Source organism: Thermomicrobiales bacterium, assembly GCA_037045155.1.
In the GTDB taxonomy this organism is placed as follows: Bacteria; Chloroflexota; Chloroflexia; order Thermomicrobiales; family CFX8; genus JAMLIA01.
On record JBAOIG010000003.1, the window covers coordinates 1,337,555 to 1,352,379 of the forward strand.

General features: G+C 65.2%; 20 protein-coding genes. 9 read left to right on the forward strand and 11 right to left on the reverse strand.

What is annotated here, in order from left to right:
- The 4 genes from V9F06_09400 to V9F06_09415 form a co-directional block, all read right to left on the reverse strand.
- Positions 1-1,017 carry an N-acetylmuramoyl-L-alanine amidase gene (locus V9F06_09400; protein ID MEI2617832.1) on the reverse strand — a complete coding sequence of 339 codons (1,017 nt, stop codon included), beginning with the start codon at positions 1,015-1,017 and terminating at the stop codon, positions 1-3.
- Complete coding sequence (locus tag V9F06_09405; protein ID MEI2617833.1) at positions 983-1,930, reverse strand: cation diffusion facilitator family transporter; 948 nt, start codon at positions 1,928-1,930, stop codon at positions 983-985. The genes V9F06_09400 and V9F06_09405 overlap by 35 nt, the downstream gene beginning before the upstream one ends.
- A 193-nt stretch (positions 1,931-2,123) precedes the next feature.
- A complete protein-coding gene (locus tag V9F06_09410) occupies positions 2,124-2,867 on the reverse strand; it encodes a YebC/PmpR family DNA-binding transcriptional regulator (protein ID MEI2617834.1) in 744 nt (247 codons plus the stop codon).
- Positions 2,868-2,968: 101 nt separating this feature from the next.
- A complete protein-coding gene (locus V9F06_09415; protein ID MEI2617835.1) occupies positions 2,969-4,252 on the reverse strand; it encodes an MFS transporter in 1,284 nt (427 codons plus the stop codon).
- 93 nt (positions 4,253-4,345) lie between these two features.
- Between V9F06_09415 and V9F06_09420 the strand changes: the two genes are divergently transcribed.
- Positions 4,346-4,771, forward strand: a complete 426-nt coding sequence (locus V9F06_09420; GenBank protein MEI2617836.1) for a hypothetical protein — start codon at positions 4,346-4,348, stop codon at positions 4,769-4,771.
- Positions 4,772-4,799: 28 nt separating this feature from the next.
- Here the strand turns inward: V9F06_09420 and V9F06_09425 are convergent, their stop codons facing one another.
- Positions 4,800-5,537 carry a helix-turn-helix domain-containing protein gene (locus tag V9F06_09425; GenBank protein ID MEI2617837.1) on the reverse strand — a complete coding sequence of 246 codons (738 nt, stop codon included), beginning with the start codon at positions 5,535-5,537 and terminating at the stop codon, positions 4,800-4,802.
- 120 nt (positions 5,538-5,657) lie between these two features.
- On the opposite strand from V9F06_09425, the gene V9F06_09430 reads away from it, so the two are divergent.
- Entirely contained in the window at positions 5,658-5,978 is a 321-nt protein-coding gene (locus V9F06_09430) for a nucleotide pyrophosphohydrolase (protein MEI2617838.1), read from the forward strand.
- Here the strand turns inward: V9F06_09430 and V9F06_09435 are convergent.
- Positions 5,975-6,193 carry an SDR family oxidoreductase gene (locus V9F06_09435; GenBank protein MEI2617839.1) on the reverse strand — a complete coding sequence of 73 codons (219 nt, stop codon included), beginning with the start codon at positions 6,191-6,193 and terminating at the stop codon, positions 5,975-5,977. The genes V9F06_09430 and V9F06_09435 overlap by 4 nt on opposite strands.
- Before the next feature lie 79 nt (positions 6,194-6,272).
- Between V9F06_09435 and moaC the strand changes: the two genes are divergently transcribed.
- From moaC to V9F06_09465, 6 genes are all read left to right on the forward strand, one after another.
- Complete coding sequence (moaC, locus tag V9F06_09440) at positions 6,273-6,761, forward strand: cyclic pyranopterin monophosphate synthase MoaC (GenBank protein MEI2617840.1); 489 nt, start codon at positions 6,273-6,275, stop codon at positions 6,759-6,761.
- A 104-nt stretch (positions 6,762-6,865) separates the two neighbouring features.
- On the forward strand, positions 6,866-7,687 hold the full coding sequence (locus V9F06_09445) for a HipA family kinase (GenBank protein ID MEI2617841.1): 822 nt from the start codon (positions 6,866-6,868) through the stop codon (positions 7,685-7,687).
- Positions 7,629-8,093 (forward strand): DUF3037 domain-containing protein, encoded by a 465-nt coding sequence (locus tag V9F06_09450; GenBank protein MEI2617842.1) that lies wholly within the window; start codon positions 7,629-7,631, stop codon positions 8,091-8,093. Before V9F06_09445 ends, V9F06_09450 begins: the two co-directional genes overlap by 59 nt.
- A 1-nt stretch (position 8,094) precedes the next feature.
- Positions 8,095-8,940, forward strand: a complete 846-nt coding sequence (locus V9F06_09455) for a methyltransferase domain-containing protein (GenBank protein ID MEI2617843.1) — start codon at positions 8,095-8,097, stop codon at positions 8,938-8,940.
- A gap of 11 nt (positions 8,941-8,951) precedes the next feature.
- Complete coding sequence (locus V9F06_09460; protein ID MEI2617844.1) at positions 8,952-9,425, forward strand: RidA family protein; 474 nt, start codon at positions 8,952-8,954, stop codon at positions 9,423-9,425.
- Between the two features lie 237 nt (positions 9,426-9,662).
- Positions 9,663-10,439, forward strand: coding sequence for an SDR family oxidoreductase (locus V9F06_09465; GenBank protein ID MEI2617845.1), 777 nt, complete (start codon positions 9,663-9,665; stop codon positions 10,437-10,439).
- Positions 10,440-10,681: 242 nt separating this feature from the next.
- On the opposite strand, the gene V9F06_09470 is transcribed toward V9F06_09465, so the two are convergent.
- Entirely contained in the window at positions 10,682-11,269 is a 588-nt protein-coding gene (locus tag V9F06_09470; GenBank protein MEI2617846.1) for a GNAT family protein, read from the reverse strand.
- Positions 11,262-11,816, reverse strand: a complete 555-nt coding sequence (locus V9F06_09475) for a hypothetical protein (protein ID MEI2617847.1) — start codon at positions 11,814-11,816, stop codon at positions 11,262-11,264. Before V9F06_09475 ends, V9F06_09470 begins: the two co-directional genes overlap by 8 nt.
- A 135-nt stretch (positions 11,817-11,951) precedes the next feature.
- Here V9F06_09475 and V9F06_09480 point away from each other — a divergent pair, with 135 nt between their 5' ends.
- Entirely contained in the window at positions 11,952-12,686 is a 735-nt protein-coding gene (locus V9F06_09480; protein ID MEI2617848.1) for an SRPBCC family protein, read from the forward strand.
- Here V9F06_09480 and V9F06_09485 read toward each other — a convergent pair whose 3' ends face one another.
- From V9F06_09485 to V9F06_09495, 3 genes are all read right to left on the reverse strand, one after another.
- Positions 12,687-13,346, reverse strand: coding sequence for a hypothetical protein (locus V9F06_09485; GenBank protein MEI2617849.1), 660 nt, complete (start codon positions 13,344-13,346; stop codon positions 12,687-12,689).
- A 1-nt stretch (position 13,347) separates the two neighbouring features.
- Complete coding sequence (locus V9F06_09490) at positions 13,348-13,959, reverse strand: hypothetical protein (protein ID MEI2617850.1); 612 nt, start codon at positions 13,957-13,959, stop codon at positions 13,348-13,350.
- Between the two features lie 236 nt (positions 13,960-14,195).
- Positions 14,196-14,798, reverse strand: a complete 603-nt coding sequence (locus V9F06_09495; protein ID MEI2617851.1) for a hypothetical protein — start codon at positions 14,796-14,798, stop codon at positions 14,196-14,198.
- Positions 14,799-14,825 lie beyond the last annotated feature (27 nt).

Here is a 14,825-nt window from a genome sequence, read left to right on the forward strand (position 1 = left end):
CTAACGGCCGAACCAGGCATTCACTGCCACGAGATAGCCGCGGGCGAGCGCATCGTAGGTAGACTGATCGTTCAATAACGCGCGCTCGTCCGGGTTCGTCTCGAAGAGCGGCTCGGTCAACACCGCCGGCACACCCACCAGCCGGTTCCCCGCGAATACAAACGGCGCGTCATAGGCATTGCCAAGCGTCGCCAGATGGCCATACGCCTTCCCGATCGTGCCATCTTCAGCTGTCACTGCGTACGGCGGCTCATAGCCGACCGACGCCAGCGCGTCGACGAGCGCGTCTCGGACAACAACGGCGAATTGCGCATTCTGCTCTCCACCAGCATCGCAGTAGTAAATCGTCATCCCTGCCGCCGCCGGATCGGAGCTGCCGTTGTAGTGCAGTGAGATCAGCAGGTCTGCGTCAAGCGCGATCGCGGCGCTCGCATGGACATACCCCTGGACGTAGCCGAGCTCCATTGTGTCTGCATTCCACGGTCGCAGGTCCGCCCGGTCGAGCAGGACGGTCTCCGCGTCTGCCCGGGTCAGGCGGACATCGTAGCCAGCCGCCTCGAGCACGTCGCGAGTCGCCAGCGCTGTCCGCAACGTGTCCACATGCTCGACGCCCAGCGCGCCGCCGGTGGACGGATCGTGGCCGGCATCGAGGACGATCACCGGCCGGCCGCCGGTCGAGGTGGGCGACGGAGTGGCTGTCGGCTCAGGCGCGTGTGTGGGTTCCGAGGTGGCCGTCGGCGTCGGTGCGAGTGTGGGCGTTGGCGCGCTAGTCGCAGTCGCTATCGGGCTGCGCGGCGGCGCGCGAGTCGGCGAGGGCCGGATAGTGACCGCCGGTTGCGTTGCCCCGTGGGCCGTCGGGGTTGGCGTCGTGGTGACGGTGGCCGGCAACGCGGTGGGATCGGTCGATTCGCCCCCACCTCTGGCGCAACTGGCGAGCAGCACCATCGCGCCCAGCAGCACGATGAGCGCTCGCAACAGGCTCTTAGTGCCCGCCCGCCGCGTAGGGGTCGTGGCCACGTTCCTCACCCAGATGCCCCTCATCGGCCGGCTCGACGTGAACGGTGACATCGGCCGGCGGCCCAACCGCCGCCTCGACCTCCCGCGCGACGACACTGGCGATCGTGTGCGACTCGTCGACGGTCATCGACGGATCCACCTGGATATGGAGGTCAACCCAGGTCCAGCCTTCACCGCCGCGAGATCGGATGTTGTGTGTCCCCTCAACGCCGGGAACAGACATCGCTGTCGCAGCAATCTGCTCCGGCTCGACAGCAACGGCGTCGCTGAGGACGAAGGTCGCGTCGCGGACGATCTCCCAGGCGCCCCAGGCAATCGCCATAGCAATCAGAAAGGTGATCCCCGCGTCAGCCCAGTCGATCCCCATCCGGACAACGATCAGCGCAACGATAACCGACACCGACACGTAGATGTCACTCGCCGTGTGACGCGCATCGGCCATCAGCAGGCTGCTCGATAGCCTCCGTCCAACTCGGCGCTCCCAGATCGTGACTGTTATGTTGATTGCCAATGTGACAAGCATGACGACGAAGCTGGCAGCCGAGACCACCGGCGCGCCGCCGGCGTGTAACCGGTCCCATGCCTGCTGAACGAGCAGGAACAGCCCGAGCAACATCACTGCGGCGATCCCGAGTGAGGTCAACGTCTCATATCGATGGTGCCCGTAGGGATGGTTCGGGTCGGGCGGGCGGGCGGATACCGCCAGGCCGATCAGAGCAACGACGTTCCCCGATGCGTCCATGATGGAGTGAAACCCGTCCGCCGCAATCGCCAGCGACCCGGTCAGTGTCCCGAAGGTGATCTTCGCCGCGGCAACGAGGAAATTGAGCACGAGGATAGTGGCAAGAACGCGCCGGACCTCGCTCGTCCGGGCGTTCGAATGCAGACCGCGCGGGTGCGCAGATGGACTCACCCTCGCCGTCGTGTCCTCGGAACTGGAGTCGTTCACGGCGGTCCCAATCATCTCCGCTGCCCACCGACGCGCAACAAGTGGCGTGAGCCTCCCAGTCTAGCGGTCGGGCGTGGGGAAGTCAGGGGGGAATTCGGGGATTAGCGACGGCGAACGTGTTGTTCGCTGCGGCCTCACGATCGTCGAGAAGCACATGTCAGGCCGCGGCGGTTTCCTCGGAGAACGAGGCGTTGGTATACACCTCCTGGACGTCTTCCAGGTCTTCGAGCGCCTCCAGCAGCTTCATCGCAGTCTGCGCCTGCGAGCCCTCGATCTCCACCTGATTCTGTGGGACGCGGGTTACGTCGGCTGCCTCGACATCGAGGCCGACGGCGCGCAACGTCTCGGCGACAGCGTTGACCTCGGCCGCCTCGGTGATGATCGTGACCTCGCCGTCCTCGCTGCTGACATCGGTCGCGCCGGCCTCGATCGCCTGCAGCTCGATCTCGTCCGGATCCTGATTGCCTGCGATGACGACGATCTGACCGATGGTGTCGAACTGCCAGCCAACGGTGCCAGTCTCGCCAAGCGCGCCGCCGTGGCGATTGAACGCCTGGCGGACTTCAGCCGCGGTCCGGTTGCGGTTCTCAGTCAGCGCGACCGCCATGACGGCCACTCCTCCGGGGCCATAGCCCTCGTAGAACACGGTCTGGTAATCGAGCCCATCGGCGCTGGCGCCGTTCCCCTTGGCGATCGCCCGCTCGACGGTATCGCCACTCATGCCCTCACGCTTGGCGCGCTCCATCGCGAATCGCAGTCGCACGTTGAGGTCCGGGCTGGGGCCGCTCTCGCGCACCGCGACGTAGATCTCGCGCGCGAGCTTCGAGAAGATCTGACCCTTCTTGTGGTCGTTCGCGGCCTTCTGACGCTTGATCTGAGACCATTTGGAATGTCCGGCCATCGCGATCGTCCTCCCTCATCCGGAACGGCGCGGCGCGACGTCTGGAGCCGCATGCCGGCGGGTCGTAAAGCGACCTCCAATTATAGCAAGTCGCGGTCTGCTCAGGCCGGCGCAGGCTGGAGACGGCGACTGGCCGAAGGTCGGCGCTCGTCGATCATCAGGCTGGCGGCGCTGCCGGCCAGCAGCAAGACAACGCATGGCGCGAGCGCCAGGTTGTACGAGCCGGTCAGGTCATAGGCAAGCCCGCCGGCGAACGCGCCCAGCGCGGCCGCGAGCTGGTGGAACATCGTCGTATAGCCCAGGATCGACCCGACAGCCCGACGCCCGTAGAGATCAATCACAGCGGCTGATACGAGCGCCCCGTTGGCCCGCGAGAGACCGAACATCACCGCGAACAGATACAGCGCCTCGGTGCTGTGGGCGCCCATGAGAACGACAACCGAGGCGGCGCGTAGCAAATAGAGCCCCGCCAGCAGATGCTTCCGCCCAATCCGGTCGGAGAGTGACCCGACGATGACGCCGGAGACGAGGCTCGTGCCCCCGACCAGGCCAAGCGCGGTGCCCGCCTGTGTTGCGGAGATGCCCCGGTCGGTCGCCAAGGCGGCGACATGCGTCATGAGCAGGTAGATGGTGAAGCCGCAACCCATGAAGCCGCCGATCAGCAGCCAGAAGGCGCGACTCCGAAAGGCAGCCTGTGTGTCGCGGCGAATCAGCTCGGCCGCCAAACAGGCGGTCTCGGGCAACTCGCTGACGGCGACGGAATCGTCAGCTTCGTGATGCCCGTCGGGCGGTTCGGGGCGACGCAGCACGAAGAAGCAGATCGGAACCATCACCAGCGACATCGACCCGATGACGATGAACGATATGCGCCACGAGAAGTTGATGATCAGCAACGTCGCCAGCGGCAGCAGAACAAGCTGGCCCATGCCAAGGCCGGTTGACGAGACGCTGAGCGCCATACCCCGTCGCTTGACGAACCAGCGCGCCAGCAGCGCCGCATTCGTGGACTGCCCCGCGACGCCAAATCCCAGACCAATGACGCCACCGTAGATGAGGTAGGCGTACCAGAGGCTCGAGGTGAACGCCATCAGGATCATGCCGATACCATTGAGCAGCGCGCCGACCGTCAGCACCAGCCGCGGGCCGTAACGGTCCGCCAGCCGGCCGGCAAACGGTGGCACGAGCGCCGAGACAATGGCGAAGAGCGACATCGCCAGCGCAAACGACGACCTGTCCCATCCGAAATCCTCGGTCATCGGCTTGAGGAAGATCCCGAACGCCTGCGACAGGCCGGCCGTGAAGAACATCAGCATCCAGGAAACGAGCAGAATCACCCAGCCGTAGTAGAATCCGCTCGCCGGCTTGCGCGTCGTATCTGACCCCACTATTCCCCCCGCGTTTCGGCGATACTTTCGAAGAGGTGTAGCACGGAGCGCCGCGCGCTGTCGAGCCTGGCCAGACCATGGAGGAGAAGCCCGATGTCAGACACGCCTGTGAGCAACCCCAAGCCCGCTATTGATGAGATCGCCAAGCTGACTGCGCCGAACGAATTTCGGCTGGCGATTACGATGGATCCGTTTTCGAGCACATACACCTTTGACTATGACGCCTATCGCGGCGCGCCGATCGACCCCGCCTCGACCTGCCTCGGTGGCTCGATCGTGCCACTCAGCGGCTATTACATCGATATCTCCGGCGCCGTGATCGATTTCTACAACGAGGGCGAACTCTTCCCCCACCTCGGCCCGGGCGAAGGCAGCGGCCACTACGTCTTCCTGACCGATCGACGGTCTGCCACTGTCTCCGACCTGCGCTTCATGGCGCTTCGGCGGGGATGGGCGGGCAACGTGCGCGAGCTGCACAGCTTCTGGGCCGGCCGGCCGCGCCAGTTGCACGTCCGCTAGCTGCTCGTTGGCCGACGGTGTTCGGCGCTCAGTCTCCCCCACCGTATGCCTGGTGAGCGCGGACTGTTGCGACGAGCACCTGGTCCATAAAGTGGGTGAGATCGCCCGAAATGCGCGATGCGCGCTGGCTCGACAGATGCTCGTCGAGGATCTGGCCAGAAACCGTCTGAATCACTGGTGTGCGAAAGAAGAGAAACGCCTCCAGCGCGTCAGCGGTCGAAAGACCAACTCGCGCCGAGTAGTAGCCATATTCCCGCCCCAGATCACGCCCCTCATCGAGGAGGGATTCGCGGTCGCCGCGGCCGCTGATATAGCGGATGGTGAGGTCGACCATGCGCCTCCCGAGCGGACGCATCTCATCGAGCGTGCGCGGGTCATAGGCGCGATACCAGGCCCGGGTGCGGGCCTGCGCAAGGTAGTCGTGCTCGTAGGCCGACATCGAGCGATTGGTCAACACCCGTCGGTTGATGCCACTACGCTGCGGGTCGCCGGTAACGATCGCCTTCAGATCATCCTCGGCATAGCGTCGGTGGCCGCCGGGGGTGCGAAACACCGGCACCTTGCCACTGTCAGACCAGCGCCGAAGCGTGGATGGATCGACACCAAGCATCTGGCAGGCCTGGTCAATCGAGAGCCAGCGTGAGCCAACCGAGGCCGGTTGATCGGCCGGCGGGCTAGCGTCGCGGCGCGGACGCGCCTGCTGCGTTGTCGTCTCGTCGTCGGGGATCGGGAGATCGGCGTCGTAGGCAGAAGAGAAGGCGGTCATGTGCGCTCCAGACGCTGACGCAGATATATCCACGCACCGCTGCACAATTGGGTACTGTCCGAGCGCGCATTGTCAACCCGCTATCCGGGTCTGTCAATGCCGTGGGAGGGAGCGAAGGTGATGATGCCGCCGTTGACCGTTGTTCAGGCTCAGGTAGACGAGTGGGCCGCCCGCTACTGGAATGGCCAATACTGGCCGCCGCTCGCCAATCTCGCCCGGCTGGTCGAGGAGGTCGGGGAGGTTGCGCGCGCCGTCAATCAGGTGCACGGCCCCAAACGTGTGAAGCCCGACGAGGAGCAGGCCGAGATTGGCGGCGAGCTGGCCGATGCCCTGTTCACGCTCGTCTGCATCGCCAATAGCACCGGGGTCGATCTCCAGCGGGCGTTCGACGCTGCCCTGGAGAAGTACCAGGTCCGTGACGAAGGACGATCGATCAGCTAGAAATACGAGCCGATGTTGTGCAGGATAGACTCGCCGCCATCGACCACCATGATCGAGCCCGAGCAGAATGAGGCATCGTCGCTGGCCAGGTAAACTGCCATACCCGCCATCTCGTCTGGCTGAGCCTGACGCCCGATCGGCTGCATCGCTGCCTTCGCCTCGCGGGCGACGATCCCGGCGCAGCCCTCGATGTCCACTGACAGGTAGATCTTCATTCTCATGCTCCTCTTCCGCTCCCCGATCGAAGTCGCTAGGGCATCATACGGGCAGGACGCGCAATCCGGAGGAGGGACGATGAACGACGAGCAGCGGTTGACGCATTTCGACGCAGCCGGCCGCGCGCGGATGGTCGATGTCGGCGAGAAGGCGGAGACTCGCCGGATCGCGGTCGCTCGCGGCCGCGTGGTGATGCAACCAGAAACGCTTCGACTCATCATCGAGGGTCGCGCCAGCAAAGGTGATGTCCTCGGCGTCGCACAGGTGGCGGCGATCATGGGCGCCAAGCGGACAGCCGACCTGGTGCCGATGTGTCATCCATTGCCGATCACGTCGGTGGAGGTCGCCCTGACCCCGGACGAGGCCGGTCCGGCGGTCGAGATCGAGGCGCGGGTCGAGACGCGCGGCAAGACCGGCGTGGAGATGGAGGCGCTCACCGCCGTCACCGTCGCGGCGCTTACCGTCTACGATATGGTCAAGGCAGTCGATCGGGGAATGCGGATCGAGGGCGTCCGGCTGATTCACAAGAGCGGCGGACGTAGCGGCGAATGGAACGCGCCGGAGTAGACTGTTGCGGGTGCGGCGTGCGACCGACGGCGGTGGCGACAGTCTGGCGACTAGCCGCGTGACGCCGTCCAGATGCCGGCCAACCATGTTGAATCGAGGTGCTGGTGCCACTACCGCAATACACGTGCGCGCGCTACGTCGTCCCGCTCCGCGAGGGGGGATCGCTTCCCGCCGTCGTCGATACCGTCGAGGACGGACAATACGTCGTCAAGCTGCGCGGCGCTGGGCAGGGAGAACGCGCCCTCATCGCCGAGGTGATCGTTGCCGAACTGAGTCATGCTCTGGGGCTGCCGACGCCCGACGCAGCCATCCTCGAATTGGGCGAGGGGTTTGGCAAGGGCGAGCCGGATCCAGAGATCCAGGACGTCCTGCGGTGGAGTGTCGGCCTCAACTTCGGGTTGCGCTGGCTGCCGGGCGCGCTGCCGTTTGACCCGGCAGTCGACACAAACCTGTCGCCCGATCTCGCGGCCGAGATCGTCTGGCTCGACGCCTGGCTGACCAACATCGATCGGACACCGCGCAACCCCAACCTGCTCGTCTGGCAGGATCAGCTCTGGATGATCGACCATGGCGCCGCACTCTACATCCACCACAGCTGGGCGGGCTGGGAGGAACGCGTCCAGTCGCCGTTCCCGCAGATCAAGGATCACATCCTCCTGCCGGCGGCCGGCGATCTTCGCGCTGCCGACGAGCGCCTGCGTCCGCACGTAACGCCCGAGGTTCTGCGCGCGGCGGTCGCATCCATACCGGATGTATGGCTCGCGGGCGACGCGCAGTTCGCGACCGTGGCAGCGCACCGTGAGCGCTACGTCACCTATCTCGACGCGCGCCTGAACGGACCGCGCGCCTGGCTACAGGAGGCGATCGATGCGAGAGAGCGCGGACCGGAGCGCTACCAGCCACGGCTCACCCACCGGGTGGTATAGCTACGCCATCGTCCGCGTCGTCCCGCGCGTCGAGCGCGGCGAATGCGTGAACGTCGGCATCATCCTGTTCGCGCGCGAGCAAGGCTACCTGGCAGCGCGGATCGAGCTGGACGCCGAGCGGCTGAGGGCGCTCGACCCGGCCGCCGATCTATCGCTGATCGAACGCCACCTGGCGACGTTCCAGGCGATCGCGAGCGGAGACGCCACGGCGGGTGGCCCGATGGCCGGGTGGCCGCCCTCCGAACGGTTTCACTGGCTGACTGCGCCGCGCAGTACCATCATCCAGACCTCTCCGGTGCACGTCGGCACAACCGATAACCCGGAGGCGGTAGTTGAAACATTGCTCGATGAGCTCGTCCGCCGGAGCCACCACGACGGACGGACAGCACATAACGGAGGACAATGACATGATTCGACGATCCCCCCTGCGGCCGGATCCCAACGCGCTCTATGCCGACTGGGCGACAATCGTTGCGGCCGAAAAGGAGCAGGTCGAACGGCTGCGTGAGTGGCAGGAAGCCGATTATTACGCCCCGGTCGCTCACCATTTTCTGGACGATCCTCGCCGCCAGGGTGACCCGGTGCTGGACGCGCTGTTCGGCCTTGGCGGCCCGGGGACGCGCTGGCTCGATGTCGGCGCCGGGGGCGGACGCTACGCGCTGCCACTAGCCGCCTCTGGCCGGCCCGTCGTCGCGGTCGAGCCAAGCCCGGCGATGCGTGAGGTGCTTGACCAGGGCATGAGTCAGTACGACATCGGGGATATTGAAGTCATCCCCGGGCGCTGGCCAGCCTCGGCTGGTGGTATCGAGGTCGATGCCGCGCTGATGGCCCACGTTGGCTACGATCTGCCTGATATCGGCGACTTCCTCGATGCGTTCGAGGGCGCGACGCGCCACTGGTGCTGTGCGGTGACGATGGATCGCGCGCCATCGGGCGGCTTCGTCGACCTGTGGGAGGAAATCCACGGCGAGGAGCGGTATGTCCTGCCAGCCATGTGCGAGCTATTGCACGTGCTGCTGGCTCGCGGCGCAACGCCGGAAGTGCGCATCCTCGAGCGTCACATGCGGATGATGGACGAGAACGACCTGCGCGATAGCGCGCGGCGACGGCTCTGGCTCAGCGAGGGCTCCGAGAAGGACCAGCAACTGCAACGCAAGCTCGACGGGATGCTGGCACGAGGCGATCGCGACTGGGGATTCCCACGCGCGGTCGCGATGATCATCTGGCAGCCGCCGTCCGCTAGCCGGCAGTAGAGGGAGGGACGATGCGGATCGAGCAACGTCTGACAGAGATGGGACTGGTCCTGCCGCCACAAGTGCCAGTCGCGCTCCCCTTCCCCTGGGTGCGGGTCCACGAGAATCGCGCATTCATCTCCGGCCACGGCCCACAGTTGCCGGACGGCGCTCTGGCCGGCCCGTTCGGCAAGGTCGGTGATGATCTGACGTTGGAGCAGGGCTACCAGGCATCGCGGTTGACTGCGCTCGCGATACTCGGCAGCCTCCAGCGCGCCATCGGCGACCTCGATCGGGTGACCGCGTGGCTACGCGTGTTTGGAATGGTGAACGTCGCGCCCGGCTTCAACAACACTCCCGCTGTCATCAACGGATTTTCCGATCTGATCCTCGAGCTCTGGGGAGGCGAGGTCGGCCAGCACGCCCGCTCCGCCGTCGGCATGGCCGCCCTGCCCTTCGATATCCCGGTCGAGATCGAGGCGGAGGTTGAGATCGACGGGGGGTGATGTGGAAGAGATGGCCACCGGCGTGCCGTCGATAACGCGAGCGCGGTCTGGACGGCGTCCTCGCCGTGCTCGCGCCGAGCCAGCGGCCATCGACGTGTCACCCGTAGGCCATATACTGCGGCAGAGAGCATAGCGGTCGAGTAGCGAACGACGGGCCGAGCGCTGACCGCCCAACTCGATCGGTGGCGCAAGGGGTTCTGAACGCAACTGCACGCAGCGCCGGCACAAGGAGACACCATGAATATCTCTGCCGCTGATCTTCAGGTGATTGTTACTGCTGGGGCGGCCGGCATCGGCCTTGCCATCGCCACCACCTTCGCGGATGCCGGCGCCCGCGTCTTTGTGTGCGACATTGACCGCGACGCGCTCAGCGCGCTGCATTCCGCCCGTTCAGATATTGGAGTCGCGTACGCAGACGTGTCGAACCCTGATGACGTCGAGGCGATGTTCGGAGAAGCGCTCGCATTCCTTGGGGGGATGAACGTCCTGGTCAACAATGCCGGCATCGCTGGACCGACAGCGCCAATTGAAGACATCAGCATTGACGAGTGGAACAGGACGGTCGCCATCGACCTGAACGGCATGTTCTACTGCACCCGTCTGGCCGTTCCGTTCCTGAAGACGGCGGGCGGCGGGAGCATCATCAACCTCTCGTCGATCGGCGGCCGGCTGGGCTATCCGCTCCGGACGCCCTACGCCGCCGCTAAATGGGGTGTGGTGGGATTGACCAAGAGCCTCGCCATCGAACTCGGACCGTTTAACGTGCGCGTCAATGCCATTCAACCGGGCGTCGTGGAAGGACAACGCATCGACCAGGTCGTTGCTGCGCGAGCGGCGATGCGCGGAATCGACGTTGACGAGGCGATGAAGCGGTTTCTAGCGCCGATCTCCCTTGGCCGCATGGTGAGCGCCCAGGACATCGCGAACATGGCCTTGTTCCTTGCAAGCCCAGCGGGCGCGAGCATCTCCGGGCAAGCGCTGTCGGTGTGCGGAGATCACGGCTACATGGCGTAGTCCCGGCCTCAGGCGACCAGCGGCGGTGGCCCGTCATGTAGCGGCGTGGATAGCCCGCCAACTGATGCTGACGGTGACAGTGTCGATTCTCAGGCCAGCCCCAGCCTCCTGTGCCGCAGCCTGTCTCTCGGTGACCAGCGTTATCGCGACGGCCCCGTGACGGGTGGATGATCCGAACGGACCCTGTCTACGACGTTCCCGGCGTTCTCTGTCGTCCCAATAACCGGAATATGACGATTCTCCTACGTCTGCTCCCGCGCGGCCAGCGAAACACGCCAGGCGTCGCGGGCGACGACCCACTCGTCGCGCAGCAGGTCGAACAGCAGCGCGTCGCGGTGAACGCCGTGCTTGACATCCTCCCACTTCAACCGGCCGGCCGGCCGATACCCCTGCTTCTGAACCGCGGACGCCGAGCGCACGTTCGGCTCCCAGACGTAGGAGTTGAGCGCGTGCAGCTGCAAGTGGTCGAAGGCGTACTCCAGCAGCAGGTGCTTCGCCTCGGTGCCATACCCCTGTCCACGGTAGGCCGGGTCGTAGATCCAGGCGCCGGTCTCGGCGGTGCGGTTGATCCAATCGATATCGAAGAGCTGAAACGCGCCAATCAGGGCGTCGCCCGCCTTCGCGCAGGCCGTGAGCCAGACTTCCGACGGCGGTTGCTGCTTGAAGATGTCGTCGATCAGCGCGTCGAAGGCCAACGGACTGAACGGGACGCGGCCGCGTTCCATGAACGTCTCCGGCTCGGTCGCCTGAAAGCGCGCGAGATCCCCGCCGTCCTCCTTCTCGCTGGGCCGCAGATAGAGCCGTGGCCCGACCACGAGCGCGTTACGCATTGCCGGCCTCCTCGTCCTCGAACCGCCAGAGGCGATTGACCTTCTGATAATAGAGCTTGTCAGTTCGCCCCGAGGGCCGGGCAAAGTGCTGTCGTAGCCGGCCAGTCTGGTCCATGCCAGCCGCCTCGGCCGCGGCGATCCCCTCCCGGTCGTCGGCGGCCAACTCCAGCGTCGTTACCAGCATCTCGCGCTCCTCATGGAGCCAGGGAACGATGACACGGATCGCATCGGCGCGGATTGCCCCGGCATCCTCGACCCACGGCGCAATATGCAACGCCACCGACGCATGCCGAGCGTCACTCCAGATCCTGGCCGATCCGACGATCTCGTCGTCGCTCGCTTCAGGTGTCGCCGCGCCTTCGATCCGCACCAACGCGTAATGCGCCTCACGCGACCAGAAGCTCTTGTGCTTCTCCTTCAGCCATTCCTCCGCTCGGGAGGCGTCGATCGGATATGGGGATGGGTGCCACGCGCTTGCAACCGCCTTGTCGCCCATGACGAGAGGCCGGAACGCGACCACAGTGCCTGTCAGGTAGCTCACGCGCATCGGGGAGATGCTCCTGGTTCTTTCTCGCTTCATCGTTACCAAACCCATCGAGTATAGCGGCCCCGCATGGCATGCGTGATGCGCGAGCCTGAATCAGCCGGCCTTCGCGGCCGCGCGGATTGGAGCGAGGGCGAAATGCCAGGCACAACAACTCCCGGCCCGCTCGTCGGGCTACGAGATGTCGATCCGAATGCGTTCAACATACCAGCCGCCCGCGATCAGCAGGATCGCGCAGAGTTGGCCGAACGACAGCGATTCGACTGGCGGCCGATCGCACTCGGAGGGGCGCTCGTCTGGATCGGGCTACGCCGTCGGTCGCTTCCCGGGTTCATCCTCGGCGCTGGCGGAAGCGGCCTTGCCCTGGCCGGGTTGATGGGCAAGGTCTGGTTGCGCGGTCCGCTCGCGCCGGAAGGTGAGATGAGCGTGCGGGTTGAGGAGTCAATCACGATCGACCGACCGCTCGAGCAGGTATATCGCGACTGGCACGATATCGAGAACCTGCCGCGTATCCTGTCGAACGTGATCTCGGTGCGCGACCACGGTGACGGACGCTCGCGGTGGGTTGTGGCCGGCCCACTTGGCAGGACCGTTACCTGGGAGGCGGAAGCGATCAACGATGATGCGAATCGGGTGTTGTCGTGGCGCTCGGTCGGCAAGACGGCAGCGCCAAACGTCGGCGCGGTCCACTTCCACGCCACCCCAGACGCACGCGGCAGCGAGGTGCGGGTGCGGATCGAGTACGACCCGCCGGGCGGTCCGGCCGGCGCCGCCATCGCCCGCCTGCTGGGCAGCACTGCGAGCGAGCAGGTCGCCAGCGATCTGCGCCGCTTCAAGACCTGGGTCGAGAGCAGCACTCCCACCGAGACTTGATCAGACCACAGTCGGGGATCGGAACGTCAGATTATTCGCGCGCATCATCTCCAGCAGGAGTGGACGCAAGGACGAGTGATCAAGCCGGATCACCGCTTCCCGGTCACATTGGAGCCCATCCATCGCACGTTCGTACAACATCAGCGCCGGTTCGTCATTATGCGCGTTCCGATACAGTACGCCATCGAGCGTGGAATAGGTTGTCGAGGTATCGTAGAAGTACCGCGACCATGGCTGTGAGTGCTGGTAAGGGCACTTCGCGACGGCGGCAATAGTGCCAGCACGCATGGCACCCCGCCCACGGAGATCCAGCAGATGGAGCGAGCGAGTCGCGCAAGGCATCGCGACCACACGATTAGCTAACTCAACGATTCCGGTATCCCCGAATACCTCGACCAGCGCACTGGAAAACGCTTCCGCTGGCTTCCTGGACCACGCCGCGTAGTAGACGGCGCGGTCTGGATCATCGGCCGGTATCCGTTCGGGCCCCTCTCCTCGATGATGGTCGAAACGCTTCCGAGGACCATTATGACGAAAGGTCAGTGCGTTCGCGCCCCGTCGATCAGGATCAAAGATACGAACAATTGTCGCGCCCTGGGATAACGTGACGAACACCGGTCCAGGCTTTCGTGCCGGGGGCGGCGGCGCGATCCGGGCCACGTCAGTCGACACCGACGCCTTGGGCGAGCGAGGTGACATCGGCGACTCGGCCGGCCTTCAGCGCCGCTAGCGGAGTCGCGCCAGAGAGCATCTCGTTGGGCTTCGTCAGCCAGCGCACCTTCGCCAGCGACGAAACGTTCAACGCCCGGAACACTCGCGGGAGATCGGCGATGACGCCATCCGGTCCGTCCGGGTCAAATTGCCAGGCAGGGAAGCGGAGCGCGCCGCGATCTCTCACCGCGAGCAGCGATCCACTGCCAACACGATCATGCGGCGTCTGGCGCGTAACATCCAGCAGACAAGCGACCTCCGCTGTCGTCAGCGCCCCGTCGAGCAGCTCGCGACGACGCTGAAACGAACGCATCAGCACATCGACCTCCACCGCCGCCCGCTCGGCTGGCGTCAGTTGGGCGCCACCGACCAATCTGCGGACGACGTCAGGAACATCATCTTCGACCGGCGCCAACGCGCGAGCAACGGCGCCGATGACGGCCGCGACCTCCTCCGGCGCGAGTGCGTTTAGCCGGTCCTGAAGCAGCCGCGCCGACTCGTCGATCTTCGGCTCGATCAACTCGAACGCAGGTGTCGCGCTGATCCGAACTGTCGCTACCATCCATCACCTCTATATCATCGTTCGGTCATGAGCATAATGACCTGCGTAAGACATGTCAAGTCGCGATGATATCACTCCTGCATTCAGGTTGCGGCGCCATGTGGTCGCTTTCCGTGGAATGCGAATCGATCTCACCTCCACGACACCGAGGGTCTGCAGGTTCGTTGAAGGCTCGGTGTGACGGGCCGCGGGTATCGACGTGCGCTGCCGGAGAGTAGAAGGAAGTGGCTCCCTCTCTACGGCACGATGATCTGCCCGGGGAACTCGACCTCCATCTCGGCCCCGTCGCGATAGATCTGGATTGTGCCAGTGACGCAAACGGTCTTACCCATAAACAGCTCCTCCGGCGGCGCGTCGAAGCGGTAGCGCGCGTCGATCCACATCAGCACCGTGAAGCGGCCGGGGTCGGGGTAGGCAGCGCCCAGATTGAGAAAGGTGGGCTTGCCGCGACTCGAGCTGGCCCAGGTGGCATCCATAACCTGGCCGATCACGGTGATCTCCTGGCCGGCGTGGTCGATTGCCTGGTTCCAGGGGATCGCGCCGGGGCAGGGGTCAGGGGTTGGAGTCGGCGGCTCGGACGTCGGCGTCATTGTCGGAAGTTGCGTAGTGGGCGTGACGGTCGGGGGCAATGCGGTGGGGCTAGCCGTTGCTGTCGGCGCCGGTCGCTGGGTTGGCTGAGACGTGGCGAAGACGGCGGGCGGTTGGGTCGGATTCACCGCCGGTGGGGCAACTGTTGATCGAGCGTCGATCAAGGCGCTGGGTTGCGTGCCGCCGCAGCCGGCCAGCAGCATTGCGCCGAGGAGGACGAAGGCCCACATGGACAGCCATCTACTGGTCACCCGCACGCGCGCCTCCAACTCCCTGAT

Coding starts and splice junctions, on each gene's coding strand:
- V9F06_09410 (MEI2617834.1), bottom strand. CDS start 2,867: ATGGCCGGACATTCCAAATGGTCTCAGATCAAGCGTCAGAAGGCCGCG.
- V9F06_09420 (MEI2617836.1), top strand. CDS start 4,346: ATGTCAGACACGCCTGTGAGCAACCCCAAGCCCGCTATTGATGAGATC.
- V9F06_09425 (MEI2617837.1), bottom strand. CDS start 5,537: ATGACCGCCTTCTCTTCTGCCTACGACGCCGATCTCCCGATCCCCGAC.
- V9F06_09430 (MEI2617838.1), top strand. CDS start 5,658: ATGATGCCGCCGTTGACCGTTGTTCAGGCTCAGGTAGACGAGTGGGCC.
- V9F06_09435 (MEI2617839.1), bottom strand. CDS start 6,193: ATGAAGATCTACCTGTCAGTGGACATCGAGGGCTGCGCCGGGATCGTC.
- moaC (MEI2617840.1), top strand. CDS start 6,273: ATGAACGACGAGCAGCGGTTGACGCATTTCGACGCAGCCGGCCGCGCG.
- V9F06_09450 (MEI2617842.1), top strand. CDS start 7,629: ATGCGAGAGAGCGCGGACCGGAGCGCTACCAGCCACGGCTCACCCACC.
- V9F06_09455 (MEI2617843.1), top strand. CDS start 8,095: ATGATTCGACGATCCCCCCTGCGGCCGGATCCCAACGCGCTCTATGCC.
- V9F06_09460 (MEI2617844.1), top strand. CDS start 8,952: ATGCGGATCGAGCAACGTCTGACAGAGATGGGACTGGTCCTGCCGCCA.
- V9F06_09465 (MEI2617845.1), top strand. CDS start 9,663: ATGAATATCTCTGCCGCTGATCTTCAGGTGATTGTTACTGCTGGGGCG.
- V9F06_09470 (MEI2617846.1), bottom strand. CDS start 11,269: ATGCGTAACGCGCTCGTGGTCGGGCCACGGCTCTATCTGCGGCCCAGC.
- V9F06_09475 (MEI2617847.1), bottom strand. CDS start 11,816: ATGCGCGTGAGCTACCTGACAGGCACTGTGGTCGCGTTCCGGCCTCTC.
- V9F06_09480 (MEI2617848.1), top strand. CDS start 11,952: ATGCCAGGCACAACAACTCCCGGCCCGCTCGTCGGGCTACGAGATGTC.
- V9F06_09490 (MEI2617850.1), bottom strand. CDS start 13,959: ATGGTAGCGACAGTTCGGATCAGCGCGACACCTGCGTTCGAGTTGATC.